Origin of the sequence: Variovorax sp. YR750 (genome assembly GCF_900109805.1) — a bacterium.
GTDB classification, from domain to species: domain Bacteria; phylum Pseudomonadota; class Gammaproteobacteria; order Burkholderiales; family Burkholderiaceae_C; genus Variovorax; species Variovorax gossypii.
On the sequence record NZ_FOBJ01000002.1, the window covers coordinates 46,207 to 71,382 of the forward strand.

At 69.8% G+C, this 25,176-nt stretch carries 27 protein-coding genes; 14 read left to right on the top strand and 13 right to left on the bottom strand.

The window, feature by feature from the left end; genetic code table 11:
- Window positions 1-12: 12 nt before the first annotated feature.
- The gene (locus BMY35_RS03690; protein WP_093195664.1) at window positions 13-906 is read right to left on the bottom strand and encodes a LysR family transcriptional regulator; all 894 of its coding nucleotides are present in this window, start codon (window positions 904-906) and stop codon (window positions 13-15) included.
- A gap of 104 nt (window positions 907-1,010) precedes the next feature.
- Between BMY35_RS03690 and BMY35_RS03695 the strand changes: the two genes are divergently transcribed.
- The 3 genes from BMY35_RS03695 (at window position 1,011) to BMY35_RS03705 (ending at window position 3,307) form a co-directional block, all read left to right on the top strand.
- Complete coding sequence (locus tag BMY35_RS03695) at window positions 1,011-1,205, top strand: YjiS-like domain-containing protein (RefSeq protein ID WP_093195665.1); 195 nt, start codon at window positions 1,011-1,013, stop codon at window positions 1,203-1,205.
- 70 nt (window positions 1,206-1,275) lie between these two features.
- Window positions 1,276-2,961, top strand: a complete 1,686-nt coding sequence (locus tag BMY35_RS03700; RefSeq protein ID WP_093195666.1) for a hypothetical protein — start codon at window positions 1,276-1,278, stop codon at window positions 2,959-2,961.
- 19 nt (window positions 2,962-2,980) lie between these two features.
- Entirely contained in the window at window positions 2,981-3,307 is a 327-nt protein-coding gene (locus tag BMY35_RS03705) for a hypothetical protein (protein ID WP_093195667.1), read from the top strand.
- A 12-nt stretch (window positions 3,308-3,319) separates the two neighbouring features.
- Here BMY35_RS03705 and BMY35_RS03710 read toward each other — a convergent pair whose 3' ends face one another.
- Window positions 3,320-4,360 carry a LacI family DNA-binding transcriptional regulator gene (locus BMY35_RS03710; protein ID WP_093195668.1) on the bottom strand — a complete coding sequence of 347 codons (1,041 nt, stop codon included), beginning with the start codon at window positions 4,358-4,360 and terminating at the stop codon, window positions 3,320-3,322.
- A 130-nt stretch (window positions 4,361-4,490) separates the two neighbouring features.
- Between BMY35_RS03710 and BMY35_RS03715 the strand changes: the two genes are divergently transcribed.
- The 7 genes from BMY35_RS03715 (at window position 4,491) to BMY35_RS03745 (ending at window position 11,161) form a co-directional block, all read left to right on the top strand.
- Window positions 4,491-5,357: a dioxygenase family protein gene (locus BMY35_RS03715; protein ID WP_093195669.1), complete on the top strand. Its 867-nt coding sequence runs from the start codon at window positions 4,491-4,493 to the stop codon at window positions 5,355-5,357.
- A gap of 23 nt (window positions 5,358-5,380) precedes the next feature.
- Window positions 5,381-6,145 (top strand): SDR family NAD(P)-dependent oxidoreductase, encoded by a 765-nt coding sequence (locus BMY35_RS03720; protein ID WP_093195670.1) that lies wholly within the window; start codon window positions 5,381-5,383, stop codon window positions 6,143-6,145.
- Window positions 6,142-7,032, top strand: a complete 891-nt coding sequence (locus tag BMY35_RS03725; RefSeq protein ID WP_093195671.1) for a beta-keto acid cleavage family enzyme — start codon at window positions 6,142-6,144, stop codon at window positions 7,030-7,032. The genes BMY35_RS03720 and BMY35_RS03725 overlap by 4 nt, the downstream gene beginning before the upstream one ends.
- 3 nt (window positions 7,033-7,035) lie before the next feature.
- Complete coding sequence (locus BMY35_RS03730) at window positions 7,036-8,043, top strand: quinone oxidoreductase family protein (RefSeq protein WP_256228161.1); 1,008 nt, start codon at window positions 7,036-7,038, stop codon at window positions 8,041-8,043.
- A 26-nt stretch (window positions 8,044-8,069) separates the two neighbouring features.
- The gene (locus BMY35_RS03735) at window positions 8,070-8,426 is read left to right on the top strand and encodes a cupin domain-containing protein (protein ID WP_093195672.1); all 357 of its coding nucleotides are present in this window, start codon (window positions 8,070-8,072) and stop codon (window positions 8,424-8,426) included.
- A 67-nt stretch (window positions 8,427-8,493) separates the two neighbouring features.
- Window positions 8,494-9,483, top strand: a complete 990-nt coding sequence (locus tag BMY35_RS03740) for a tripartite tricarboxylate transporter substrate binding protein (protein ID WP_093195673.1) — start codon at window positions 8,494-8,496, stop codon at window positions 9,481-9,483.
- Window position 9,484: 1 nt separating this feature from the next.
- Entirely contained in the window at window positions 9,485-11,161 is a 1,677-nt protein-coding gene (locus tag BMY35_RS03745; RefSeq protein WP_093195674.1) for an amidohydrolase, read from the top strand.
- A 7-nt stretch (window positions 11,162-11,168) separates the two neighbouring features.
- On the opposite strand, the gene BMY35_RS03750 is transcribed toward BMY35_RS03745, so the two are convergent.
- The 3 genes from BMY35_RS03750 to BMY35_RS03760 all read right to left on the bottom strand — a co-directional run bounded on the left by BMY35_RS03750 (window position 11,169) and on the right by BMY35_RS03760 (window position 13,555).
- A complete protein-coding gene (locus BMY35_RS03750; protein ID WP_093195675.1) occupies window positions 11,169-11,744 on the bottom strand; it encodes a uracil-DNA glycosylase family protein in 576 nt (191 codons plus the stop codon).
- A gap of 4 nt (window positions 11,745-11,748) precedes the next feature.
- On the bottom strand, window positions 11,749-12,576 hold the full coding sequence (locus BMY35_RS03755; protein WP_093195676.1) for an isocitrate lyase/PEP mutase family protein: 828 nt from the start codon (window positions 12,574-12,576) through the stop codon (window positions 11,749-11,751).
- Window positions 12,577-12,637: 61 nt separating this feature from the next.
- Window positions 12,638-13,555 carry a LysR substrate-binding domain-containing protein gene (locus BMY35_RS03760; protein ID WP_093195677.1) on the bottom strand — a complete coding sequence of 306 codons (918 nt, stop codon included), beginning with the start codon at window positions 13,553-13,555 and terminating at the stop codon, window positions 12,638-12,640.
- A gap of 138 nt (window positions 13,556-13,693) precedes the next feature.
- Between BMY35_RS03760 and BMY35_RS03765 the strand changes: the two genes are divergently transcribed.
- On the top strand, window positions 13,694-14,566 hold the full coding sequence (locus BMY35_RS03765; RefSeq protein WP_093195678.1) for a fumarylacetoacetate hydrolase family protein: 873 nt from the start codon (window positions 13,694-13,696) through the stop codon (window positions 14,564-14,566).
- A 35-nt stretch (window positions 14,567-14,601) separates the two neighbouring features.
- Window positions 14,602-15,216: a VOC family protein gene (locus tag BMY35_RS03770; RefSeq protein WP_093195679.1), complete on the top strand. Its 615-nt coding sequence runs from the start codon at window positions 14,602-14,604 to the stop codon at window positions 15,214-15,216.
- Window positions 15,217-15,238: 22 nt separating this feature from the next.
- Here the strand turns inward: BMY35_RS03770 and BMY35_RS03775 are convergent, their stop codons facing one another.
- Genes BMY35_RS03775 through BMY35_RS03785 form a run of 3 tightly spaced genes read right to left on the bottom strand, consistent with a single transcriptional unit; the run spans window position 15,239 to window position 19,185 of the window.
- Entirely contained in the window at window positions 15,239-16,624 is a 1,386-nt protein-coding gene (locus BMY35_RS03775; protein ID WP_177213580.1) for an L-serine ammonia-lyase, read from the bottom strand.
- Window positions 16,621-17,811 carry a M20 aminoacylase family protein gene (locus tag BMY35_RS03780; RefSeq protein WP_093195681.1) on the bottom strand — a complete coding sequence of 397 codons (1,191 nt, stop codon included), beginning with the start codon at window positions 17,809-17,811 and terminating at the stop codon, window positions 16,621-16,623. The genes BMY35_RS03775 and BMY35_RS03780 overlap by 4 nt, the downstream gene beginning before the upstream one ends.
- A gap of 30 nt (window positions 17,812-17,841) precedes the next feature.
- Window positions 17,842-19,185 (bottom strand): DUF3100 domain-containing protein, encoded by a 1,344-nt coding sequence (locus BMY35_RS03785; RefSeq protein ID WP_093196160.1) that lies wholly within the window; start codon window positions 19,183-19,185, stop codon window positions 17,842-17,844.
- 128 nt (window positions 19,186-19,313) lie between these two features.
- Between BMY35_RS03785 and BMY35_RS03790 the strand changes: the two genes are divergently transcribed.
- Both BMY35_RS03790 and BMY35_RS03795 read left to right on the top strand, forming a co-directional pair.
- The gene (locus tag BMY35_RS03790; RefSeq protein WP_256228162.1) at window positions 19,314-20,315 is read left to right on the top strand and encodes a LysR family transcriptional regulator; all 1,002 of its coding nucleotides are present in this window, start codon (window positions 19,314-19,316) and stop codon (window positions 20,313-20,315) included.
- A gap of 47 nt (window positions 20,316-20,362) precedes the next feature.
- Window positions 20,363-20,821 (top strand): CopD family protein, encoded by a 459-nt coding sequence (locus BMY35_RS03795; protein ID WP_093195682.1) that lies wholly within the window; start codon window positions 20,363-20,365, stop codon window positions 20,819-20,821.
- On the opposite strand, the gene BMY35_RS03800 is transcribed toward BMY35_RS03795, so the two are convergent.
- The 5 genes from BMY35_RS03800 to BMY35_RS03820 form a co-directional block, all read right to left on the bottom strand.
- A complete protein-coding gene (locus BMY35_RS03800) occupies window positions 20,818-21,225 on the bottom strand; it encodes a hypothetical protein (RefSeq protein ID WP_093195683.1) in 408 nt (135 codons plus the stop codon). The two genes, BMY35_RS03795 and BMY35_RS03800, sit on opposite strands and share 4 nt — an antisense overlap.
- A 270-nt stretch (window positions 21,226-21,495) precedes the next feature.
- On the bottom strand, window positions 21,496-21,909 hold the full coding sequence (locus BMY35_RS03805; protein WP_093195684.1) for an organic hydroperoxide resistance protein: 414 nt from the start codon (window positions 21,907-21,909) through the stop codon (window positions 21,496-21,498).
- 219 nt (window positions 21,910-22,128) lie between these two features.
- On the bottom strand, window positions 22,129-22,560 hold the full coding sequence (locus BMY35_RS03810; RefSeq protein WP_093195685.1) for a VOC family protein: 432 nt from the start codon (window positions 22,558-22,560) through the stop codon (window positions 22,129-22,131).
- 18 nt (window positions 22,561-22,578) lie between these two features.
- On the bottom strand, window positions 22,579-23,817 hold the full coding sequence (locus BMY35_RS03815; RefSeq protein WP_093195686.1) for a CaiB/BaiF CoA transferase family protein: 1,239 nt from the start codon (window positions 23,815-23,817) through the stop codon (window positions 22,579-22,581).
- Window positions 23,818-23,824: 7 nt separating this feature from the next.
- The gene (locus BMY35_RS03820) at window positions 23,825-25,024 is read right to left on the bottom strand and encodes an acyl-CoA dehydrogenase (RefSeq protein WP_093195687.1); all 1,200 of its coding nucleotides are present in this window, start codon (window positions 25,022-25,024) and stop codon (window positions 23,825-23,827) included.
- Between the last annotated feature and the right edge of the window lie 152 nt (window positions 25,025-25,176).

Genomic DNA, 25,176 nt, shown 5'->3' on the forward strand with positions numbered 1-25,176 from the left:
ACAGGCCGCCGGTCAGGCCTGGCTGAAGGTCTTCAGCACCTCGAGCACGCTCAGCGTCGCGCCGTCGAGCAGCGCATGCTGGCGGTGCGCGATACCCACGCGGCGAGTGAGCTTCGGGCTCACCGGCAGGACCTGCATGCGGTCGTTGCCCGGCGCGATGTCGGTGGACTGCTGCAGCGGCAGCAGCGCCGCACCGTAGCCGGCCGCCACCAGGCTGCGCATGGCGGCGTCGTAGTTGAGCTCGATGCGCGCGCGCGGCGCGAAGCCGGCGGCGGCAAACCATTCCATGGTGAGGCGGTACATGTGCGTGGTCGCCTCGTTGAAGATCAGCGGCTGCGCCGCCAGCCACGCGGGCGTGACGCGCTTCGGCGCCTTCCAGCGGCGCGGCACGAAGGCCATCATGGGCTGCTCGCACCAAGGCGTGACGACGATGCCGCGCAGCGGCGGCTGCGGAATAGCGACCAGGCCGATGTCGAGCGTGCCCGCCGCCAGCCGCTCCATGGCCTCGTAGGAGCCGCGGATGCTCACCTCGACGTCGATGCCGGAGTGCTCCGCGCCCAGCGCCTCCAGCACCTGCGGCAGCAGGTCGACCAGCACGCCGGTGGATGTGCCCAGCCGCACGCGGCCGATGCGCCCCTCGGCCTGGCGCTTGACCGCCTCGACCGCGTCGTCGGTGTCGCGCAGCAGCTTGCGCCCGCGCTCCACCAGCGCGGCCCCTGCCGCCGTCGGCGTGATGCGCCGGTTGCCGCGCACCACCAGCGGCGCGCCCAGGCGCGATTCGAGCTCGCTGATGTGCAGGCTCACCGTGGGCTGAGCCAGGTGAAGCGCCTGGGCGGCGGCCGAGAAGGTGCCGAGGTCGACGATCGCGATGAGGGTGCGCAGTTGGTCGAGGTTGAGCTGTCGCATGGGCAGTGCTGGTATCAGGAAGCCTGATTGCCAGGCTCAGAATTCTCAACTTCCACAATATCACGCCCGGCGGGAAGATGAGCGCACCAACCAAGGAGCCCATCGTGAATGCGCCAAAGCCAACGTCCTTTCATCAACGCCTGATCCATGCCCTGCGCGGCTGGCGCCGCCGCGTGGTGAATCGCCGCCGCGCACGCGCCGATTCGCGGCACCTCGCCGGCATGAGCGAGCACGAGTTGCGCGACCTGGGCATCGGGCGCAGCGAAGTGCCCGGGCTGCTGGACGAGCACCGCTACTGAGCACGAAGCCTTTCCGTCGCCGGCATCTCTCTTCAGGTAACGCCCCCGTTTTGAGGTTCAAATCGGGGGCGTGCCCAAGCCAGCCCCACACGCAGATCACGTTTCCATAGAGCTCACCTCGCCGCAGTCGGTGAACGGCAGGCGCGCGGCCTTCCAGTCGCTGTGGCTGCTGGTGCGCATGCAGCACGCCCACGAGGCCGACGCCGGCGTCGTGCGGCTGGCCGACCTGCGCGGCGAGGTGTCCGACGCCAGCACGCTGCGCATGGTCGTGAGCCGTGCGTTTCGCGACTTCAAGACCTGGGGCATCGACGCCGGCTGGGGCGAGGACACGCAACGCGAGCCCCGCTTCCTGAACGCCGAGCGGCGCAGCCAGGGCCCCTTCTGGCTGCCCGCCGCCGAGGCGAAGCGCGTGCGCGTGCTGGTGGAAGGCCGCGCGGCCACCGCCACCGAGATCGCGTCCTTCCTCGGACTGCGCTCCCGCAGGCATCAGCAGGCTGCCGGTTCGCCGCCGCCCGATGCGGTGCACCTGCAGGACGCGGCTTTCTGGAAGCAGCTCGTCGCCTCGCAGCAGGCGGCACGACAGGGGCGGCTGATGGCGCCCGTCGCTGGCGAGAAGGCGGGCGAGAACCTGGGCGGCAGCGCCCTCGAATCGATCCGCCTCGCCGGCACGCTGGCGGCCACCGACTTCCAGCGCGCGCTGGTCACGCTCAACGAGGCCATGCTGTGGCGCCGGCTCGGCGACAACGAACAGGCGCGGCGGCGGCTGCAGGCGCTCAAGAAGCAGCGGCTCGCGCACCACGTGGCGGGCAGCGACTACCTCGGCGCGATGGAGTGCATCGTCTCCGCGTGGTGCGCCTACACCGCGCGCGACCTGCCGCTGGCGCAGTCGCTGCTGAGCGGCATGGCCGAAGACGCAGTGCGCGGACTGGTGCTGCGCCACCACCCCGACGTGCGCTTCGAGTGGTGCAACCTGTGGGCGCTGGCCTGCCGCTCGCGCGCGCTGACGCTGTCGGCAGACGACAAGCCCGCCGCTGCCGCGCTGGCCGAGGAGTCGCTGCAACGCTTCGGCGAGGCGCTGGCGGCAGCCTTCGAGTCGCACTCCTTCGACGCGGCGCAGCACGTGGCCGCCAACATGGGCATGGCCGCGTGGCTGTTCGACCGCGTGGGCCTCTCCGACCTGCCCGCGCTGGCGCACGACGGCAACACCGACACCACACGCCGCGCGGTGCAGTGGATCGCCTTCAGCGAATGGCTCTGCGGCCACACCGACGGCCAGGGCCGTTCGGCGTGGAACGCGATCTACCTGATGCGCATCGCGCGCGGCCATTGCCGGCCCGAGCAGCAGCCCACGCTCGCGCAGTTCCGCGCGCAGAAGCCGCTGGACCCGGCCGCCATCTCGAAGCTGGCCGGCCCGCTCGCCGATGCCTTCGATGCGACCAACTGGCCGACGCGCTGGGTGCAGGTGGCGCAGGCGCGGCTGGCCGACCACCAGGCCGGACGCCGCCGCTATCCGGGCCTGCAGCACTGCAGCCTGCTGTTCGAGCACGCCTGGTACGCGGCGCATGCCGGCGACCTGAAGGCGGCCGAGCAATCGCTGGCGCTGCTGCGCGAGGCGCTGCCCCAGCTGGTGCCCAGCGACCGCGCCTACTTCACCGAGTCGTGGAACGACACGCTGCCGGCCGAGCTGGTGCTGGAGGCGAAGCCGCCGCGCCGTCCCGCCGCGCGCAGGAAGGCCGCGCCGCGCGCTGTACGCTAGGGCCTGTTTTCATCCGAGCATGTCCGACAAGCCCAACGACCCCATCGACCTGGCCGCGCACCGCGAGCGCCGCGCGAGGCTGCAGCAGCAACGCGAGAGGCAGCAGCGCACGGGCGGCTCACCGCCGGAGCCCGGTCCGGACGAAGTGCCCTGCCCGCGCTGCAAGGAGCCGATCTACGGCAAGGTGCGGCAGTGCCCCCATTGCGGCGTGCACTTCGTCGGCAGCGCGGCGGACTTCGCGCCCAGGCCGAAGATGTCGCTGCACGCCAAGTGCATCGTCGCGCTGGTCACGCTGGTGCTGCTCTACATGGGGTTCAGCGACGACATCGCCCGCTGGTGGTGGTAGGCCCGCCGCGGCTCAGCGCGTGCCGGCCGGCGCGCCGGTCGACTTGCGCACCACCAGCTCGGGGCGCAGCACCACGGTCGAGGCCGACGTCGAATGGCCGTCGATCTCCTCGAACAGCATCTCGGCCGCGCGCCAGCCGAGTTCGCGGTGCGGCAGGCGGATGGTGGTGAGCGGCGGGTCGACCATGTCGACCAGCGGCATGTCGTTGTGGCCGGTGACTGAAATGTCCTGCGGCACGCGCAGGCCCGCCTCGCGCAGCGCGTCGTAGGCGCCCAGCGCGACCAGGTCGTTGCAGCACACCACGGCCTGCGGCGCGGCTCCGGCCGCGAGCATCTGCTTCATCGCCTCGGCACCGGCCTCGCGGCTGTAGCTCGCGCACTCGACCACGCGGAAGGGCTTCATGCGGTGGTCGCGCAAGGCCTGCTCCACGCCCAGTCGGCGGCCCACGCCGGTGGGAATGGTCTGCGGGCCCGCGAGATGCGCGATGCGCCTGTGGCCCAGCGCAACGAGATGATCGACCGCGAGCTTCATCGCGAGCCGGTCGTCGCTCACCACGGCCGGCAGGCGGCCGGTCTCGTCGGCACGGTTGACCAGCACGGCCGTCATGCCCGCCTTGGTGACGAAGTCGACCAGCGGATCGTCGCGCGTGGCGGTGGCCATGACCACGCCGTCGACGCGCTGCGCCAGCATGCGCTCCAGCACCGGCCGCGCGAGCGCGTGGTCGACCACGTTGGTGACGAACACGAAATACCCGCGCGCTGCGGCGCTGGCCTCTATGCCCTGCAGGATCGGCGGAAACACCGCGTTGGTGATGTCGGGCACCAGCACGCCGATGGTGTGGGTGCGCCCCGTGCGCAGCGCCGAGGCCGCGCGGTTGGGCCGGTAGCCCAGGCGCTGCGCCGCCTCCTCGACCACGCGCAGCACCTCCTCGCTGATCAGCGAGCGCTTCTCGGGGCTGAGCGCGCGCGAGACGGTGGACACATGCACGCCGGCGGCGCGGGCGACGTCGCGGATGGTGACGGGTGAGGACGGGGCGGGTTGGTTGGCGCTCATTGATGCAAACGATTGTCACCGGGTGCAGTGGCTTCAGGCGGCTTTCTGCCATTCAGACACCCCGGATTGCCGTCATTTTACTTTTCGGCGATTTGGACTAATATCGTGCAAACGATTGCAAAGACTTGCCATGAACATCGCCACCTCCCCCCACTCGGTGCTGGGCCACGTGCTCGACGCCATGAGACATACGCCCGACTCCAGGCTGCGCACCGTGATGGAAGCGGTCACGCGCCACCTGCACGCGCTGGTCCAGGAAGTGAAGCTGACGGAAGAAGAGTTCGAGCAGGCGCTCGAATTCATCGTCGCCATCGGCCAGGCCACCGGCGAGACCAAGAACGAGGTGGTGCTGGCGGCGGACATCCTGGGCGTGTCGACCGTGGTCGCGCTGCAGAACAACCAGGACCCGCAGGGCGAGTCGCCGGCCGCGCTGCTCGGGCCCTTCTGGCGCGCGAACGCGCCGGCCTGCGCGCAGGGCGAGAGCATCGCGCGCTCGGGCACGCCGGGCACCCCGCTCGAGGTGACGGGCACGGTGCGCGACCACGAGGGCCGGCCGGTGGCCGATGCCACCGTCGACGTGTGGCAGGCCTCGCCGGTCGGCCTCTACGAGAACCAGGACCCGTCGCAGGAAGACATGAACCTGCGCGGGCGCTTTTCCACCGACGCCGAGGGCCGCTTCCACTTCCGCAGCGTGCGCCCGGCCGGCTACCCGGTGCCGACCGACGGCCCCTGCGGCGTGCTGCTGCGCGCGCAGAAGCGCCACCCGAACCGGCCCGCGCACCTGCACTTCATGGTGAGCAAGCCGGGACACAAGGTGCTCATCACGCAGGTGTTCGCCGATGACGACGAGAACCTGGAGAGCGACCCGACCTTCGGCGTGACACGCCGCTTGATCGGCCGCTTCGCGCTCGCTCCTGACGGAAAGAGCGCCTCGCTGCACCACGACTTCGAACTCGAACCCGGCGAGATGAAGTTTCCCCGCCCACCCATTCCCTGAATCAACTCTTCCGCACCACACCCATGAGCTTCGACCCAGTCTCCAGACTAGACGGCAAGGTCGCCGTCATCACCGGCGGCCTAGGCGCCATCGGCTACGCCACCGCCACGCGCCTCGCCGCGCTGGGCGCCACCTGCGTGCTGCTGCACCGCAAGGGCGACGACGCCGCGGCCCGCGCGGCCGCCCTGCCCTCGGCCAGCGGCCAGCGCCATGCGGCGATCCGCGCCGACATCGTCGACACGCCGAGCCTCGTCGCCGCCGCGGCCGAGGTGAAGGCCATGCTCGGACGCTGCGACATCCTGGTCAACAGCGCGGGCCACACGAAACCGGTGCCGGCCGCCGACCTCGACGCGCTGACCGACGAGCTCATCGACGACATCGTCCGTTCCAACTTCCGCGGCGTGTTCGCCACCATCCGCGCCTTCGCGCCGCTGCTGAAGGCGAGCGGCGACGGCCTCGTGGCCAACATCTCGTCCATCGCGGGCTTCACGGGCGTGGGCAGCAACCTCGCCTACGTGGCGGCCAAAGCCGGGCTCGACGTGGTGGGCGATGCGCTGGCCAAGGCGCTGGCACCCGTCGTGCGCGTGGTGTCGGTCTCGCCGGGCGCGGTGGAATCGGGCTTCGTGCCGGGGCGCGGCGCGGAGTTCGCCAGCAAGATGGCCGGCACCACGCCGCTGGGCCGCATCGGCCAGCCCGAGGACGTGGCCGCCACGGTCGAGGCGCTGGCCACCACCATGCGCTTCGTGACCGGCACGCGCATCGTGGTTGACGGAGGGCGCCACCTGTGAGCACCACCAAGACACTCATCACCTGCGCCGTCACGGGCAACCTCGTGAAGCCGGAGCAGACGCCGCACCTGCCGATCACGCCGGTGCAGATCGCCGACGAATGCCTGGCCGCCGCCGAGGCCGGCGCGAGCCAGGTGCACATCCACGTGCGCAACCCCGAGACCGGCAGGCCCTCGATGGAAGTCGAGCTCTACCGCGAGGTGGTGGACCGCATCCGCCGCGGCAACCGCGAGCTGATCGTCAACCTCACGACCGGCCCCGGCGGGCGCTTCATTCCCAGCGAGGACGACCCGAAGATCGCCGCGCCCGGCACCACGCTGCTGCCGCCAGAGAAGCGCGTGGAGCACATCGCGCTCATCAGGCCCGACGTGTGCTCGCTCGACCTGAACACCATGAACTCCGGCCCCGACGTGGTCATCAACACGCCGAAGAACGTGCGGCGCATGGCGAAGGTGATGCGCGAGGCGGGCGTGAAGCCCGAGCTGGAGATCTTCGACTCGGGCGACATCAACCTCGCGCTCGACCTCATCGCCGACGGCACGCTCGAGGGCCCCGCCATGTGGACCTTCGTTCTCGGCGTGAAGTACGGCTTCGCGCCCACGCCCGAGACGCTGCTCTATGCGCGCAACATGCTGCCGCGCGGCGCCTTCTGGAGCGCCTTCGGCATCGGGCGCATGGAGTTCCCGATCGTCGCGCAGGCCTGGCTGCTGGGCGGCCACGTGCGCGTGGGAATGGAAGACAACATCTACCTTGAGAAAGGCGTGCTCGCCGAGAGCAATTCGCAGCTGGTGGCGAAGGCGCGCGACGTCCTCGTGAGCCTGGGCGGCGAAGTCGCCAACCCGCGCGAGGCCCGCGCGATGCTGGGCCTGCCCGATGCGAGGAGCTGAACGATGAGCGCAGCAGCCATGCACCCCGCCCACAGCTCGCGCGCACTGCGCGTGAACGAGAAAGCCGCCGACCTCGACGCGTTGCGGCTCGAAGCGGCGCCGCAGGCCGAGCCGGTGCCGCCGCCCGGCCATGCCGTGGTGCGCGTCGCGGCCGCCGCGGTGAACCCCAGCGACGTGAAGGCCACGCTGGGCATCATGCCGCAGGCGGTCTGGCCCCGGACGCCGGGCCGCGACTTCGCGGGCACCGTGGTCAGCGGCCCTTCGGAATGGATCGGCCGCGAGGTCTACGGCTCCGGCGGCGACGTGGGCATCACGCGCGACGGCTCGCATGCGCGCTACCTGGTGCTGCCCGAGCAGGCGCTGCGCGCCAAGCCCCGCGGCATCTCGATGGACGAGGCCGGCGCGGTCGGTGTGCCCTTCGTCACCGCCTACGAGGGTTTCCGACGCAGCGGCATGCCGCAGGCCGGCCAGACGGTGCTGGTGCTGGGCGCCAACGGCAAGGTCGGGCAGGCGGCGGTGCAACTCGCCTCCCAGGCCGGCGCGCGCGTGATCGCGGTGCACCGACACGCCGGCCCTTTCCAGGGCTTCGCGGCCGGGCCGGTGGACACGATCGACGCGCGCCACCACGCCGAAGTGGGCGCGCAGGTGCGCGAGCTCACCGACGGACGCGGCGCGAACATCGTCTACAACACCGTGGGCAGCGCCTACTTCGAGGCCGCCAACAAGGCGATGGCCAAGGGCGCGACGCAGATCTTCATCGCCACGCACGACCGCGCGGTGCCCTTCGACATCTTCGCGTTCTACCGGGGCATGCACACCTATGTGGGCATCGACTCGCTGGCGATGGACTGCATTGCCAGCACCGCGCAACTCGACGCGATGCGCGAGGGCTTCGAGCGCGGCACGCTGAAGCCCTTTCCGGTGGCGCGCCACTTCACGCTCGACGAGGCGCACGACGCCTACCGGCTGGTGCTCTCGGGCAGCACCGACCGCGTCGTGCTGCGCCCCTGAGTCCTTTCCTTTCCGGAGCACACCCCATGCACGTGACCCGCTTCAGCGAGGCGCCGCACTACGAGGCGCCCAACCATTTCGACATGCGCTGCCTGCGCCTGCAGGGCAAGGAAGCCGGCCCCTCCACGCAGATGTGGATGGGCATGAGCCAGATCCTGCCCGGCGGCCACACCGGCCTCGACGGCTCGCCGATGGAAAAGCTCTACCTCGTGCTCGAGGGCCAGCTGCACGTGGTCGGCGAGATCGACGGCACGCGCCAGGAAGAAGTGCTCGGCCCCTACGACAGCTGCCGCTTCGCGCCCGGCGAGAAGCGCCAGCTGGAGAACCGCGGCAACCGGCCGGTGCTGGTGGCGCTGGTGATGCCGAACGCGCCGCCGGCGTAGCACGGCCCCCTTCTCTTTTTCCCGGTCATTCATCGCTCAACCAAATAGATCAACGGAGACAAGACGCATGAAGAAGACTTTCAACCGGAGCCGCCGCCAGACGCTGGCGATGGCGGCAGCCCTCGCAGCCTGCGCGCTGACGGGCGCGCACGCGCAAGGGCCGTGGCCCGGCACGCAGGCGGTGAGGCTGGTCGTTCCTTTCACGGCAGGCAGCGGCACCGACATCGTCGCGCGCCTCGTGGCCGAGAAGCTCGGGCCCGCGCTGGGCACCAGCGTGATCGTGGACAACAAGCCCGGCGCGGGCGGCACGCTGGGTGCGGCCATCGTGGCCAAGTCGCCGGCCGACGGCTACACGCTGCTGGTGCACTCGGCCGGCCACCTAGTGAACCCGTGGATCTACAAGGGCCTGTCGTACGACACCATCAAGGACTTCACCGGTATCACGCCGATGGCCAGCCTGCCCAACGTGCTGGTGACGGCGCCCTCTCACTTCGCGGATGTGAAGGACCTCGTGGCCAAGGCGAAGGCCAAGCCAGGTGGCTTCAACTACGCCTCTGCCGGCAACGGTTCGGCCACGCACATGAACGCCGAGGTGTTCCGCCTCGCGGCCGGCGTCGACGCGCAGCACGTGCCCTTCCGCGGCACGCCCGAGGCCATGACCGAGGTGATGGCCGGGCGGGTCGACTGGTTCTTCGCGCCCATGGTGTCGGCCCTGCCGCTGATCCAGACCGGCAAGCTGCAGGCGCTGGCCGTGGGCACGGGCAAGCGCTCGTCGGCGCTGCCCAACGCGCCGACGACTGTGGAAGCCGGCGTACCGGGCTCCGAGTACCTGTTCTGGGTCGGCCTGTTCGCGCCCGCGAAGACACCACAGCCGGTGGTCGACCGGCTGCAGGCCGAGGTCGCGAAGATCATGGCGTCGCCCGATCTGAAGGAGCGGCTGGAGAAGCTGGGCGCCGAGCCGTTCACCATGCCTTCGGCGCAGTTCAACAAGTTCATCGTCGACGAGACGGCGAAGGCTCAACAGGTCGTGAAGGCCGCCAGCATCAAGGTCGACTGACATGGCACGCGCACTCCTTTCGGCGGCGGCCATCGCCGCCAGCCTGCTGCTGCCCGCTGCCGCGCAGGCACAACCAGCAGACCTCGTCGTCACCAACGCGAAGATCGCCACGCTCGACGCCGCTGGCACCATGGCGCAGGCCATCGCCGTACGCGACGGCCGCATCGTTGCCGTGGGCAGCGCGGCGCAGATGGGCGCTTTCACGAGCCCCGCGACACGCACGGTCGACGCGGGCGGCCGCACCGTCATTCCGGGCCTGATCGACTCGCACATGCACGCGGTGCGCGCTGCGCTGAGCTACTCGACCGAAGTCAACTGGATCGGCGCCGGCACCATCGCCGAGGCGATGGCGCGCATTCGCGTCGCCGCGGCGAACGCGCGTCCCGGCGGCTGGCTGATCGTGGCCGGCGGCTGGACCGAGCAGCAGTTCGCCGAACGCCGCCGCCCCACGCTGGCCGAGCTGCAGGAGGCCGCGCCGAACAACCCGGTGTACGTGCAGCTCTTCTACGAGGCGGTGGTGATGACACCCAAGGCGCTGGAAGCGCTGGGCGTCGCGCCCGGCACGCTGCCCGCGGGCATGAAGCCGACGCCCGACGGCGCGCCGGGCTGGATGAGCGGCGACATCGTCGGCATCTCGGCGCTCTTCGACAAGCTGCCCAAGCCCACCTACGACGACAACGTGGCCGGCACGCGCGCCTTTTTCACCGAGCTGAACCGCCTCGGCATCACCGGGCTGGTGGACCCGGGCGGCTTCAGCATCGCGCCATCGCAGTACGCGGCGCTGTTCGAGCTGTGGCGCGAGAAGGCCCTGACGCTGCGCGTGGCCTACAGCGTGTTCGCGCAGAAGCCGGGCGCCGAGCTGCAGGAGTTTCGCGATCTCACGCAGATGCTGCCGATGGGCTTCGGCGACGACATGCTCAAGTTCAACGGCCTGGGCGAACGCGTGACGCTCGCGATGTACAACAACAACTTTCCCGACGAGGCTGCGAAGGCGAAGTTCTACGAGCTCGTCAAATGGGCCGCGCAGCGCAAGCTGGCCGTCACCATCCACTGGCAGGAGAACGGCTCGGTCGACCACCTGCTGGGGCTGTACGAGAAGCTGAACGCCGAGGTGCCGATCAAGGACCTGCGCTGGTCCATCGCCCACCTGGACGACGCCTCGCCCCAGACGCTCGCGCGCATGAAGGCGCTGGGCATCGGCTGGACCATGCAGGACGCGATGTACTTCCAGGGCGACCGCGCGCTCGCCATGCGCGGCGAGGCCGCACGGCGCATGCCGCCCATAGGCACCGCGCTGCGCTCCGGCGTGAACGTGGGCGCCGGCACCGACGCGCACCGCGTGGCCTCGTACAACCCCTTCGTCGCGCTGCAGTGGATGCTCGACGGCAAGACGGTGAGCGGCAAGGCCATGCGCGGTGCCGACGAGACGCCCACACGCGAGCAGGCGCTGCGCCTCTACACACAAGGCAGCGCGTGGTTCAGCTTCGACGAGAACAGGCGCGGCACGCTCGAAGTGGGCAAGCTCGCAGACTTCGCGGTGCTCGATCAGGACTTCTTCGCCGTGCCGCTGGAGCGCATCGGCAAGACGACATCGCTGATGACGGTGGTGGGCGGGCGCGTCGTGTACGCGGCGCGGCCGTTCAGCGCCGCGGGTGCCTCGGTGGCTTCCGCGCCCTGAAGCTTGTTCAGATCCCCAGCGCGTGCCGCACCCGCTCGCGCAGCACCGGCAGCACATCGCTCTCGAACCACGGGTGGTGCTTGAGCCAGCCCGTGTTGCGCGGCGACGGATGCGGCAGCGGAATGAAGCGCGGCGCGTAGTCGGCGAAGGCCTGCACGGTCTCGGTGACACCGGCGTTCGCCTTCTTGCCCAGAAAGTGGCGCTGCGCGTACTGGCCGATGAGAAGCGTGAGCTCGACCTGCTTCATCTGCGCGAAGAGCCTGTCGTGCCAGAGCTCGGCGCACTCCCTGCGCGGCGGCAGGTCGCCGCTCTTGCCTCGCCCGGGGTAGCAGTAACCCATCGGCACGATGGCCACACGCGCGGCGTCGTAGAACACCTCGCGGTCGATGCCGAGCCAGCGGCGAAGCTGGTCGCCGCTCCTGTCGTTCCACGGCACGCCCGTCTGGTGCACCGTGAGGCTGGGCGCCTGCCCGACGATCAGCAGCCGGGCGCTCGTGCTGGCCTGCACCACCGGCCGCGGCCCCAGCGGCAGGTGCGCCTCGCACACGCGGCAGGCGCGCACCTCGGCGAGCAGCGCGTCCACGGCCTCAGCTGGCGAAGGGCTTGAAGAAGGCGTTGAGTTCTGCACCCGGTGCTGCGTCGGCGAAGCCGTCGAAGCGACCGTCGGCCAGCGTGCGTGCGGCGCGGATGAAGCCGCCCCAGGCCGCGCGCGCCAGGCCGCCGCCCACGCTCACGCGGCGCACGCCGAGTTCGGCGATGTCCTTCATCGTGAGTTCGCTGGGCGCGCCCACGAGCAGGTTGACCGGCTTGCCTCCGGCAGCGGCGACCACGGCGGCGATCTGCTCGCGGGTCTTGATGCCGGGCGCGTAGAGGCAATCGGCGCCCGCGCTCGCATAAGCCTTGAGCCGCGCGATGGCGTCGTCGAGGTCGGGCCGGCCCACGAAGAAGTTCTCGGCGCGGCCGACCAGCAGCACGTCGGCGCCCGATGCATCGATGGCCTTGCGCGCGGCGCGCAGGCGCTCGACAGCCACGTCGACGGGGAAGAGCGGATCGGCGGCATTGCCCGTCGAGTCCTCGATGGACAGGCCCGCCACGCCCATCTCGACGGCGAGGCTCACGCTCTCGGCCACGCCCCGCGCGTCGGCGGCAAAGCCGTTCTCGAAGTCGGCGTTCACCGGCAGGTCGGTGGCTTCCACGAGTTCGCGCAGGTGCGCCAGGATGTGCTCGCGCGACATCGCGCCGTCCGCATGCCCCTGCGACCAGGCGAAGCCCGAGCTGGTGGTGGCCAGCGCCTTGAATCCCAGCCCTTCGAGAAAGCGCGCGCTGCCCGTGTCCCAGGGGTTCGGAATGACGAAGCAGCCCTGTTCGTGGAGGGCACGGAAGTCGGCGCGTTTCTGGGCGATGGTGCGGGTCATGGCGGAGTTCGGCTTTCTTTCTTGTTGCGTGGGTGAGAAAACAGGACGGCGGGAAGGGCGGTCAGGATACGCCGGCCCCCGGTTCCGCAGCGCCCGGCGGGTTTTGCAGCAAGTGGTCGATGAAGGCGCGCACCGCCGGCAGCATGCCGCGGCGCGAGGCGAAGGCGGCCTGGATCTCGCTGGCCGCGCAAGCCCACTCGCCGCACAGGCGCAGCAGCCTGCCGTCGGCGAGGGCATCGCGGCACATGATCTCGGGCAGCAGCGCGAGCCCCATGCCCTGCTCCGCCAGGTGCCTCAGCGCGAACATGTCATCGGTCACGAAGTGCGGCGTGAAAGCGAAATCATGCGACTGGGCACCGCGCTCCAGTGCCCAGCGGTAGCGCTCGTTCTCCGCGGGCAGCGACAGCACGGGCCACGCAGCCAGGTCGGCGAGCGACTGCGGCATGCCCAGCCGCTCCACCAGCGCGGGGCTCGCCAGCAGCACGTCGACGGTGCCGCCCAGCGGGCGCGCGACCAGGCTCGAATCCTCGAAGGGCGGGCGCCGCACGCGCAGCACCACGTCGATGTTCTCCTGCAGCGGGTCGACGCGGCGGTTGCTCACCTCCAGCTGCAGCCGCACGCCGGGAAAGGTGCGCATGAAGGACGGAATCAGCGGCGTGAGCCAGAACTGCGCGAGCGTGAACGGGCAGCTCACGCGCAGCAGGCCCTGCGGCTGCGCGGTGGCCTGCCGCGCCACGTCGAAGGCTTCCTCGCCGGCCGCCACGGTCGCCTGGCAGCGCTCGTAGAACTGCCGGCCCACGCTGGTGAGCAGCAGCCGTCGCGAACTGCGCTGCAGCAGGCGCACGCCGATGCGCTCCTCGAGCAGCGAGACGCGCCGGCTCAGGCGCGACTTGGGAATGCCCAGGTGCCGGCTGGCGGCACTGAAGCCCTGCTGCTCGACCACGTGGGCGAAAAGGGCGAGGTCGTTGAAGTCTTCCATGTCTCTTCCGGTCTTTTCAGGTCTTCTTCGTTCTGCTGGCGGAACGATCCGTTCTTTCATGGCGAATTGTTCCGCGTTCGTTCCACCAGCATCATCGATCGACCACCTCCCGGTCAACCACCTGCCCGCGCACACGCCATGAAACTCGCCAGCTTCCACCACCGCGACACGCTTCGCTTCGGCGTGGTCCGAAACGACGATGAAGTCGCCGACCTGAGCGCACGGCCCGGCGCGCCCGCGGGGCTGCTCGAACTGCTCGCGCGCGGCGACGAAGGCATGGCCTGGCTGCGCGCGGCGCTGGCCGATGCGCCGCGCCTGGCCTTGTCCGAGGTGCGGCTGGCCGCGCCGATTCCCGCGCCGCGCAAGTTCCTCGGGCTCGGCGGCAACTACGCCTCGCACCTCGAGGAAGCCGCGAAGCTCGGCCTGACGCGGCCGCCGGGGCAGGTGTGGTTCAACAAGCAGGTCTCATGCGTGGCCGGCCCCTTCGACGCGGTGCACAAGCCGCGCGTGTCCGGGCAGTTCGACTACGAGGGCGAGCTGGGCGTGGTGATAGGCCGGCGCTGCCGCCATGTTCGCGCCGAGGACGCAATGGCGATGGTGGCCGGCTACGTGGTCGTGAACGACATGAGCGTGCGCGACTGGCAGATGCGCGCGCCGACGCACACGCTGGGCAAGTCCTTCGACACGCACGGGCCCTTTGGCCCCTGGCTGGTGACGCGCGACGAGATCGCCGATCCGCACGCGCTGCGGCTGCGCACCTGGGTCAACGGCGAGCTGCGCCAGGACGGCAACACGGCGCAGATGATCCACCGCATCGAGGCGATGCTGGTCGAGCTGAGCACCGCCTTCACGCTGGAGCCTGGCGACGTGCTGAGCACCGGCAGCCCCGCCGGCGTCGGCGGCCTGATGGACCCGCCGCGCTACCTGGTGCCGGGCGACGTGGTGCGCGTGGAGATCGAGGGCATCGGCCACATCGAGAACCGCGTGGTGGCCGAGCCCGACGCCACCTGAACGCACCGCCCTTCGAAGAAGAAAAGGAGACACCCATGAACGACGAACTCGCCCTGCCCGCGCGCCGCCCCCTGCCCGACTTCGCGCACGCCGCGCTGCGCCCAGTCAAGCTCGCGCACGTGGTGCTGCGCGTGGGCGAGCTCGAGCGCTCGCGCGACTGGTACCTGGAGGTGCTGCAAGCCCGCGTGGCCTTCGAGAACGAAATGCTGTGCTTCCTGAGCTACGACGACGAGCATCACCGCATCGGCCTGATCGCGCCGCCGGGGCTGAAGCACGAGGCCGACGCGAGCACGGGGCTGGAACACATCGCCTTCACCTACGGCTCGCTCGGCGAGCTGCTGGCCAACCACCGACGGCTGGCGGCCCGCGGCATCCTGCCCTACTGGTGCATCAACCACGGGCCGACGATCTCGATGTACTACCGCGACCCCGACGGCCACCGGCTGGAGCTGCAGCACGACGTGTTCGAGACGGCCGAGGAAGTCGACGCCTTCTTCGCGGGCGGCGCCTACGCCGAGAACTTCATGGGCGTGGTGTTCGACCCCGTCGAGCTGGCCGCGCGCTACGAGGCCGGCGAGCCGCTGGCTTCGCTCACCGCGCGGCCGCGGCTGCCGACAGGCAAGGGGCCGTGGGACATGTTCGTGCCCTGAGCCCGGCGCGACCTGAGGGCGCTCAGCACTCCACCACGTTCACCGCGAGGCCGCCGAGCGAGGTTTCCTTGTAGGTCGCCTTCATGTCCTCGCCGGTCTGCTTCATGGTGCGGATCACCGCGTCGAGCGACACGTAGTGGCTGCCGTCGCCGCGCAGCGCCATGCGCGCGGCGTTGATGGCCTTCACCGCGCCCATCGCGTTGCGCTCCACGCACGGTATCTGCACCATGCCGCCGACCGGGTCGCAGGTGAGGCCCAGGTTGTGCTCCATGCCGATCTCGGCCGCGTTCTCGACCTGCGCCGGCGTCGCGCCGAGCACCGCGGCCAGCGCGCCGGCCGCCATCGAGCAGGCCACGCCGACCTCGCCCTGGCAGCCGACCTCGGCGCCCGAGATGGAGGCGTTGGTCTTGTAGAGCATGCCGATGGCGGCGGCGGTGAGCAGGAAGTCGACGATGCCTTCGTCGCTCGCCTGCGGCACGAAGCGCTGGTAGTAGTGCATCACCGCGGGCACCACGCCGGCCGCGCCGTTGGTGGGCGCGGTGACCACGCGGCCGCCGGCGGCGTTCTCCTCGTTCACCGCCATCGCGAAGGCGTTGACCCAGTCCATCGCCGCGAGCGGATCGGCTGCGCCGGCCTGTGCGAGCAGCTCGCGGTGCAGTTCGGGCGCGCGGCGGCGCATGCGCAGCGGGCCGGGCAGCGCCTGCGCCGCCAGCGGGTTGTCGATGCCGAAGCCGCGCTGCACGCACTGCTGCATCACGCCCCAGATGCGCAGCAGGCCGCTGCGCACCTCGGGCTCGGGCCGCCACACGCATTCGTTGCGCATCACCAGCGCGGCCACCGACAGGCCGTTGTCGCGGCATTGCGCCATGAGCTCGTCACCGGTCGAGAAGGGATGCGGCACGGCGGCGGTGGCTGCCACCGTGGCGGCCACGGCCTGCCCGCCCTCGACGACGAAGCCGCCGCCGACCGAGAAGTACCTGCCCTCGGCCAGCGTGACGCCATCGGCCGCGAAGGCGGTGAAACACATGGCGTTCGGGTGCTCGGGCAGCGACTCCTCGCCGCGGAAGGCGATGTCGCGCACGCGGTCGAAGTCGATGGGCGTGGTGCCCAGAAGGCTCAGCCGGCCGGTGCGGCGCAACTCCTCCAGCCGGGGCTGCACGGTCTCGGGCCGCACTGTGTCGGGCGCGTCGCCGAAGAGGCCGAGGATCACGCCCTGGTCGGTCGCGTGGCCGTGGCCGGTGGCGCCTAGCGAACCGAACAGGTCCACATGCAGCCGTGCCACCTGGGCGAGCACGCCGCGCCGGTCGAGCGACTGCGCGAACATGAGCGCCGCGCGCATCGGCCCGACGGTGTGCGAGCTGGAGGGGCCGATGCCGATCTTGAAGATGTCGAAGACTGAGAGCATCAGCGCATCATGCTCTCATCTCTTGATGCAGGAAGCTGCTGTTTGACCAGTGCCACCCAGTAGGCCGCCCCCAGCGGCAGGATGTTGTCGTTGAAGTCGTAGTACGGGTTGTGCACGTTCGGGTCGTTCGGGCCCTCGCCCGCGCCGATGCCGATGTAGGCGCCCGGGCGCTTCTGCAGCATGAAGGCGAAGTCTTCCGAGCCCATGGCGGGCGGGATGTCGATGTGCACCTGCGCAAGCTCCACCAGGCTGGCTGCCGCGGCGATGGCGGCGTCGGTCTCGGCGGGCGTGTTGACCACGCCGGGGTAGCCGCGGCGGTAGTCGAGCGCCACCTTCGCGCCGTGCGTGGCGGCCACGCCGTCGCAAATCTGCTGCATGGCGGCCTGGGTCTGGTCCTGGATGCCGGGGTCGAGCGTGCGCACGGTGCCGCGCAGCACCACTGTCTCGGGGATCACGTTCCAGGTGTCGCCGCCGTGGATCTGCGTGACGCTCACCACGGCCGAATCGGTGGCGCCGGTGCGGCGGCTCACGATGGTCTGCAGCGCGTTGACGAGCTGGGCCGAGACCACCACCGAGTCGATGCCGGTTTCGGGCATTGCGCCGTGGCTGCCCTTGCCGGTGACGACGATCTCGAAGGTGTCGAGAAAGGCCGTCATCGTGCCCTTGCGGATAGCGAACCGGCCGCGCGGCAGGCTCGGGAAGTTGTGCATGCCGTAGACGGCGTCGGCCGGGAACTGCTCGAACAGGCCCTCGTCGACCATCACGCGGCCGCCACCCTCGTTCTCCTCGGCGGGCTGGAACACGAAGTGCACCGTGCCCTTGAAGGGCTTGTGGCGCGACAGGTGCTCGGCCGCGCCCAGCAGCATCGCGGTGTGGCCGTCGTGGCCGCAGGCGTGCATCTTGCCCACGCACTTCGAGGCGTGCGGCTGCGTGCCCAGCTCCTGCATGTTCAGCGCGTCGAGGTCGGCACGCAGCGCGATGCTCGGACCCTCGCCGTTCTTCAGCGTGCCGACCACGCCGGTGCCGGCCAGGCCGCGGTGCACGGACAGGCCCATCAGCATCAGCGCGTTGGCGACGACGTTGGCGGTGCGGTGCTCCTCGAAGGCGGTCTCGGGGTTGGCGTGGATGTCGCGGCGCCAGGCCAGCATGCGGGCGCGGGTGTCTTCGGCGATTTCGGGGTCGCGGTACATGGTTCTTTTCAGCTCTCTCGCGGAATGGGGTCAGTGGAAGAATTCGGCGATCACCGTGGCGCCGAGGAAGGTGCCGGCGGTGGCGGTAAGAGACACCACAACGATGCGCCAGCCCAGCTGGCGGAACACCGGCAGGTCCTTCGCGACCGAGAAGCCGGCCAGCGCGAGCACCGGCGTGGTGAAGGCCAGGAAATTGAGCTTGCCGGTGATCGCAATCAGCGCGTCGGAGAAAGGAAACAGCCCCGGAATGCCCGCCACCGTGGCCACCACCGACAGCACCAGCACCATCGGCAGGCGCGGCACGAGGCGCTTGATGCCCTCGACGATCAGTGCGATGACCACCACCGCAGCCAGGCCTTCGAGCGACACCAGCACCGGCACCTTGTAAGTCAGTGAATTGCCGATGAGCACGCCGCCGCCCACCACCGCCCAGGCGATGAGCGTGTCGCGCAGCGACATCGCGCCGCCATGGCCGACGCTGGCCTGCGAGACGGCCGCCGTGCCCGCGTCCTGCGAGCCGCGCTTCGAGAAGCGGCCCAACACCGGCTCCAGCTTGCCGTAGAGCCACGAGCACAGCGGCAGAGACAGGAACAGCGTGAAGTAGAAGCCCACCACTGTGGTCAGCAGGTTCGACGCGGCGGCAATGGCGGTGAGCTGCGGCAGCATCTCGGCCGGCTGCTGCGCGGCGATGGCGCCCAGCGCCGCCGCCATCAGGCTGCCCGAACCCACGCCGGCGCCCATGGCCAGCGAGCGCGGATCGAAGACGTGCAGGCTGGCGACGAAGCCCGCCAGCACCGCGATGAAGAGCGCGCCCAGCACGGTGCCGGTGATGTACTCGGCCAGCACGCCGCGACCCTCGGGCGAGGCCATGCCGTACTTCTCTCCGATGATCACGAGGTTGCCCTCACGGCCCACCGAGAAGGTGGCACCCACCGCCTCGCGCTTGATGCCCAGCAGCAGCGCCAGCGGCAGGCCCAGCGCCAGAGTGCCGAGCGCATGGCCGAACTCCTGGAACAGCAGCGCCCAGCCGGCCTGCTTCACTTGCGGCAGCGCGGCGCCGACCGTGAGGCCCAGCTTCACCACGAAGAGCAGCAGGCCCGCGTTCAGCAGGCCGCCGGCGAAGGACTGCTCGGCGGTCGCCACCCGCACCACGCCCGGCACGCGGCGGTGCGCGATGCCCCATGCGGCCGCAATCAGCAGCGCCCACAGCATCGGCAGCAGCGCCACCTTGCCCGGGCCGACGCTGAACTGCACCGGGCCGATCAGCTCGGCCGCGGCCACGACGGCCAGGGTGACGAGCGCGAGCCTGAGTTTTCCGGAAGCCGAGGAAGAAGGGGCAGCGGCGGCGAGCGTGGTGGAGGCGGCGGATGTCATCGCGTGGGGCATCGTGTGGCGCAGGACCTGCGGGGTGCCGGCGAGTTTGGGGTTGCCGGCCTCTTGCATCAATGACCGTGAATCGACATATTTGTTGCATTGAATGCAACACTCAGGAGACGAAGGCCATGGACGACAGGCTCGACACGCGCCGCGTGCGCTACTTCATGCAGGTACTCGAGAGCGGCTCCGTGCGCGGCGCCGCCGAGGTGCTCGACATGGACCCGTCGGCCGTGAGCCGGGCCATCGGCATCCTCGAGCAGGAGTGCGGGCTGCCGCTGCTGGAGCGCCACGGGCGCGGCGTGATCGCCACCGACGCGGGCCAGATGCTGGCCGGCTACGTGCGGCGCCAGAACAGCCAGAAGCAGCACCTGATGGCGCAGATGGACGGCATCCGCAAGATCGAGCGCGGCCACATCGACATCGTGGCCGGCGAGGGATACGTCGACTGGCTCATGCGCCACAGCCTGCGCGACTTCATGACCACGCACCCGCGGATCACCATCGACCTCGACGTGGCGAGCACCGACGAGATCGTGCAGCGGGTGGTGGAGGAGCGGGCCCACGTCGGCCTGCTGTTCCAGCCGCCCAAGGACGAGCGGCTGACCTCGCACCATTCGCACCCGCAGCCGATCCAGGCGCTGGTGCTGGCTTCGCATCCGCTCACGCAGCTGGGCCGCCCGCTCAAGCTGAGCGACCTGCTGCCCTACGCGGGCGCCACACTGCACCGAAGCTTCGGCGTGCGCCAGCACATCGAGGCCGCCGAGATCAGCGAAGGCGTGCGCCTGCCCTCGCTGCTGACCACCACCTCGTTCAGCGCGCTCGGGCACTTCGTGTCGGCGGGGCTGGGCTATGCGCTGGGCACGCGCATCTCGCTCACGCCCAACGCGAGCAATCCGGAACTGGTCGAGCTGCCGATGAAGAACCCGTTGCTGTCGCAGGGCCGCTCGCACATCGTGTCGCGCCACGGGCGCATGCTGTCGCCGGCGGCCGCGGAGCTGCTGCGCTGCGTGGTGGCCGACATGCGCCGCTATGCCTCCGGGGGCGGCGGCGAGGAGAAGCCGGAAGGGACGGGCAAGGCGGACAAGGTCGAAAAGGCGGCCAGGAAAACCGGGAAGCGCGGGGCATGAGGCACGACATTGCGCGCCACGCCCCTTCGGTGTTCTGATCGGGCCCCATGTCCTACGTCATCCCGCTCTTCATCCACCTGCTCTGCGCCGCCTTCTGGGTCGGCGGCATGGCGACCATGCACTTCGCGGTGCGCCCCTCGGCCGTCGCCACGCTGGAGCCGCCGCTGCGCCTGCGCATGATGGCCGCGACGCTGCGGCGCTTCTTCGTGGGGGTGGACGCATCGGTCACGCTGCTCTTCGCGACCGGCGTGGCGATGATCGTCGCGGGCGGCGGCTTCCGCGGCCTGCACTGGCGCATCGAGGCGATGATGAGCATCGCGATCGTGATGCTCGCCATCTACGTCTACATCCGCGCCTCGGTATTCAGGGCCATGCGGCGCGCGGTGGACGAAAGCGCCTGGCCAACGGCGGCCGCGCGGCTGAACACCGTGCGCAAGCTGGTGACGGTGAACCTCGTGCTGGGCGTGATCGTGTTTGGCGTGGCGACTATCGGGCGGGCAGCCTAGCTTTTGCGGTACTCCGGCTCAATCCGCGGCTCACCGATGCAAAGAACGGAGACGCATTCGGCCACGCTGGTCACCAGGTATTCACGGACATCGCCATAGAACAATCCGATGCAACTGCCAGGGCGAGTGGACTCCTGTGACAGCCACCCACCAGATTGAATTGAGAACACCGAGCAGTTCGGAGAAGAGCAGGCTGGCCAGTATTCGGCAAGATCGCGCTCATCCATGACCCTGTAGGCCACGACGTCGTCGAATCTGATACCGATCAACGTGTTGCTCTTGGGAGCCCGCGCGACGACTGTGAGCTTTCGCGCTGCATAGTCGATGCGCACGATCTCACTGACATCGTGGTCGTCGACCGCGACAGGCAACGCGACCGCCTCGACCTTTGTCGGCTGAGTCATGGCGCGGTCCGCTCCAACACGACGTGTATCGCACAAGAGCGTTCAGACATCGAAATCTCCCCAAGGACCGTTCTGCGCAATATGGCGCTCACCGATTCTCCGCCAGGCTCCGCGATGAAGGTGGCCGTCCAAGCGCATCACCAGCGCCAGGCTTTCAATGCCTACAGCGCTATCTTCAGCTCACCAAAAAGGGAGGTCGCTTGAGTTGCAGGGAAGCGCAATCCGTGCGCGAGCCTGCCTAGCGCCACTGGCGCCGGCAGGCCGCACCGCTCAGACCAAGTTCAACTCCACGTCGATGTTGCCGCGCGTGAGCTTCGAGTAGGGGCAGGTCTGGTGCGCGGTGTCGACCACGGCGCGCGCGGTTTCGCGGTCGAGGCCGGGCAGGCTGATGTTCAGGCGCGCCTGCAGGAAGTACTGGCCCTCCTGGAGCACGAGGTCGACCTCGGCGTCCACCGACAGGTCGGCCGGCAGCTTGACCTTCAGCGTGCCCGCAGCCTTGCCCATGGCGCCGATGAAGCAGGCCGACCAGCCGGCCGCGAACAGCTGCTCGGGGTTGGTGCCCGTGCCGTTGCCGCCGGGGGGCGAGAGCTGGATGTCCAGGTGGCCGTCGCTGCTGCGCGATGCGCCGAGGCGGCCGCCGGTGGTGTGGGTCTTGCCGGTGTAGAGGACTTGCTTGTCGGTCATGGAGATTCCTTTGGACTGGAAGGTGGTTCGAAAGACTTGGTTGTGGGCTCCATCGCCTCGTCTGCGTGCGCATCGTTGGCGATGCGGGAATTACATCGACGGGCTGTATCCGCGATGTGTCGAACCACCGGCCGGTTTGCATGCGCGTGTGTCCGCTGCGCCATGCAGACACAGTGGCGTACAAATCTCCGGACGGAGGGGATCAGGAAGAAGGAAGGCTCAGGCCGCAGGGCCCTTGAGCTCGACGCTGTTGCCGTCGGGATCGGCGATGTAGATCGAGGGGCCGTTGCCCTCGGCGCCGAAGTTGTTCTGCACCTCGCCGTGCACCGCGACGCCGTTCTGCGCCATTAGCGCGCGGATGGCCGCCTCGTCGAAGGGCTCGATGCGCAGGCAGAGGTGGTCGACGTTGCGGCCTTCGGTGCCGGCGAGCGCCCCGCCCTGCCTGCCCAGCGGGCCGTCGGGCGTGACGAGGTCGATCAGGCTGGCCCCGGCGCGCAGGTGCACGAGCCCCAGGTCGTCGCGGCGTTTCTCGACGGTGCAGCCCAGCACGCCGCAGTAGAAGGCGATGGAACGCTCGGCGTCCTTCACGCGCAGCACGACGTGGTCGATGCGCAGCACCGAGAACGGTGGCTGGCGCATCGGGTTCGTCATGCGGGCCTGCTCATCGGTTCAGACCACGCCGGCCGAACGCAGGGCCTCGAAGCGGGCCGCGTCGATGCCCATTTCCGCCAGCACCTCCTGCGTGTGCTGGCCCAGCGCCGGCGGTGCATGGCGCAGCACGGGCGGCGTGCCCGAAAGGCGCAGCGGGCTCGCCACGCCGGTGATGCTGGCGACGCCGTCGCCCGCGTCGCGCGGCAGCGTGACCGCGAGGCCTCGCGCCTTGACCTGCGCGTCGTCGAAGGCCTGCGCGATGTCGTTGATCGGGCCGCAGGGCACGGCCTTGTCTTCGAGCAGCGTGACCCACGCGGCGGTGGTGCGGGTGCGCGTGAGCTCTTCCATCATCGGAATGAGCACGCCGCGGTGCTTCACGCGCAGGGTGTTGGTGGCGAAGCGCGCGTCGGTCGCCCATTCGGGGTGGCCGCCGGCCTCGCAGAAGCGCGCGAACTGCCCGTTGTTGCCGATGGCCAGCAGCATCGCGCCGTCCTGCGTCGGGAAGTCCTGGTAGGGCGCGAGGCTGGGGTGCGTGTTGCCCTGGCGCCCGGGCGCCTTGCCGGTATTGAGGAAGGCGCTCGCCTGGTTGGCGAGGATGGCCATGCCCACGTCGAGCAGCGCCATGTCGATGTGCTGGCCTTCGCCGGTGCGATCGCGCACCTGCAGCGCGGCCAGGATGGCGGTGCTGGCGTAGACGCCGGTGAACAGGTCGGTCAGCGCCACGCCCACGCGCAGCGGGCCACCGCCGGGCACGTCGTCGGGACGGCCGGTGATGCTCATCATGCCGGTCATGGCCTGGATCATCAGGTCGTAGCCCGCGCGCTCGGCATACGGGCCGTCGTGGCCGAAGCCGGTCACGCTGCAGTAGATGAGGCGCGGGTTGGCCGCGCGCAGGCTCTCGTGGTCGAGGCCGTACTGCTTGAGGCCGCCGGTCTTGAAGTTCTCGACCACGATGTCGGCCTGCGCCGCCATCTGCTTCAACAGCGCCTGCCCGTCGGGTGTGGCCATGTCGACCGTGACCGAGCGCTTGTTGCGGTTGCAGGCGGTGAAGTAGCTGGCCTGGTCGGTGTCGTTGCCGTTCGCGTCCTTGATGAAGGGCGGGCCCCAGGTACGCGTGTCGTCGCCGACGCCGGGGCGCTCGATCTTGACGACGTCGGCGCCCAGGTCCGCGAGGATCTGCGTGCACCACGGGCCCGCGAGCACGCGGGAGAGGTCCAGAACCTTGATGCCGTCGAGTGCTGCGGGCTTGCCGGTCATGCGCGGATCAGTTCGAGAAGGCGGCGATGCCGGTGATGGCGCGGCCCAGGATCAGCGCGTGGATGTCGTGCGTGCCTTCGTAGGTGTTGACCACTTCGAGGTTCACCAGGTGGCGGGCCACGCCGAACTCGTCGCTGATGCCGTTGCCGCCCATCATGTCGCGCGCCATGCGGGCGATGTCGAGCGACTTGCCGCAGTTGTTGCGCTTCATGATCGAGGTGATTTCCACCGCGGCGATGCCCTCGTCCTTCATGCGGCCCAGGCGCAGGCTGCCCTGCAAGCCCAGCGTGATCTCGGTCTGCATGTCGGCCAGCTTCTTCTGGATGAGCTGGTTGGCGGCCAGCGGGCGGCCGAACTGCTTGCGGTCGAGCGTGTACTGGCGGGCGCGGTGCCAGCAGTCTTCGGCGGCGCCGAGCGCGCCCCACGAGATGCCGTAGCGGGCGCTGTTCAGGCAGGTGAAGGGACCCTTCAGGCCCTGCACTTCGGGGAAGGCGTTCTCTTCAGGGCAGAACACGCCGTCCATCACGATCTCGCCGGTGATGCTGGCGCGCAGGCCGACCTTGCCGTGGATGGCGGGGGCGCTCAGGCCCTTCATGCCCTTCTCGAGCACGAAGCCGCGGATCGGGCCGACGGCACCGCTCTCGCTGACTTCCTTGGCCCACACCACGAACACGTCGGCGATGGGGGAGTTGCTGATCCACATCTTCGAGCCGGTGAGCGAGTAGCCGCCCGGAACCTTCTTGGCGCGCGTGGCCATGCTGCCGGGGTCGGAGCCGTGGTCGGGCTCGGTCAGGCCGAAGCAGCCGATCCATTCGCCGGTAGCGAGCTTGGGCAGGAACTTCTGCTTCTGGCCCTCGGAGCCGAATTCGAAGATCGGCACCATCACCAGCGAGCTCTGCACGCTGGCCATCGAGCGGTAGCCGGAGTCGACGCGCTCGACTTCGCGGGCGATCAGGCCGTAGGCCACGTAGTTGAGGCCGGGGCCGCCGTACTGCTCGGGAATGGTCGGGCCCAGCAGGCCGAGGGCGCCCATTTCGCGAAAGATGGCGGGGTCGGTCTCGCCGGTGCGGAAGCCTTCGAGCACGCGGGGAGCCAGGCGCTCCTGGCAGTAGGCATTGGCCGCGTCGCGGATCATACGTTCTTCGTCGGTCAGCTGCTGGTCGAGAAGAAGGGGGTCGTCCCAGTGGAATTGCGCTTTGGCGGCCATGTGGCTGTCTCCGGAAAAGGGGAAAAAGAGAAAAGAGGGGGAATGGGGCGATGCTAGCCACGCGGGGGCCATGACGCAAACGAGGATTCCGCACCCAGATATGCGTTCGTAGAATGTCTTGCAAGATGTTCGACCGGCTTCTCCATTGACGA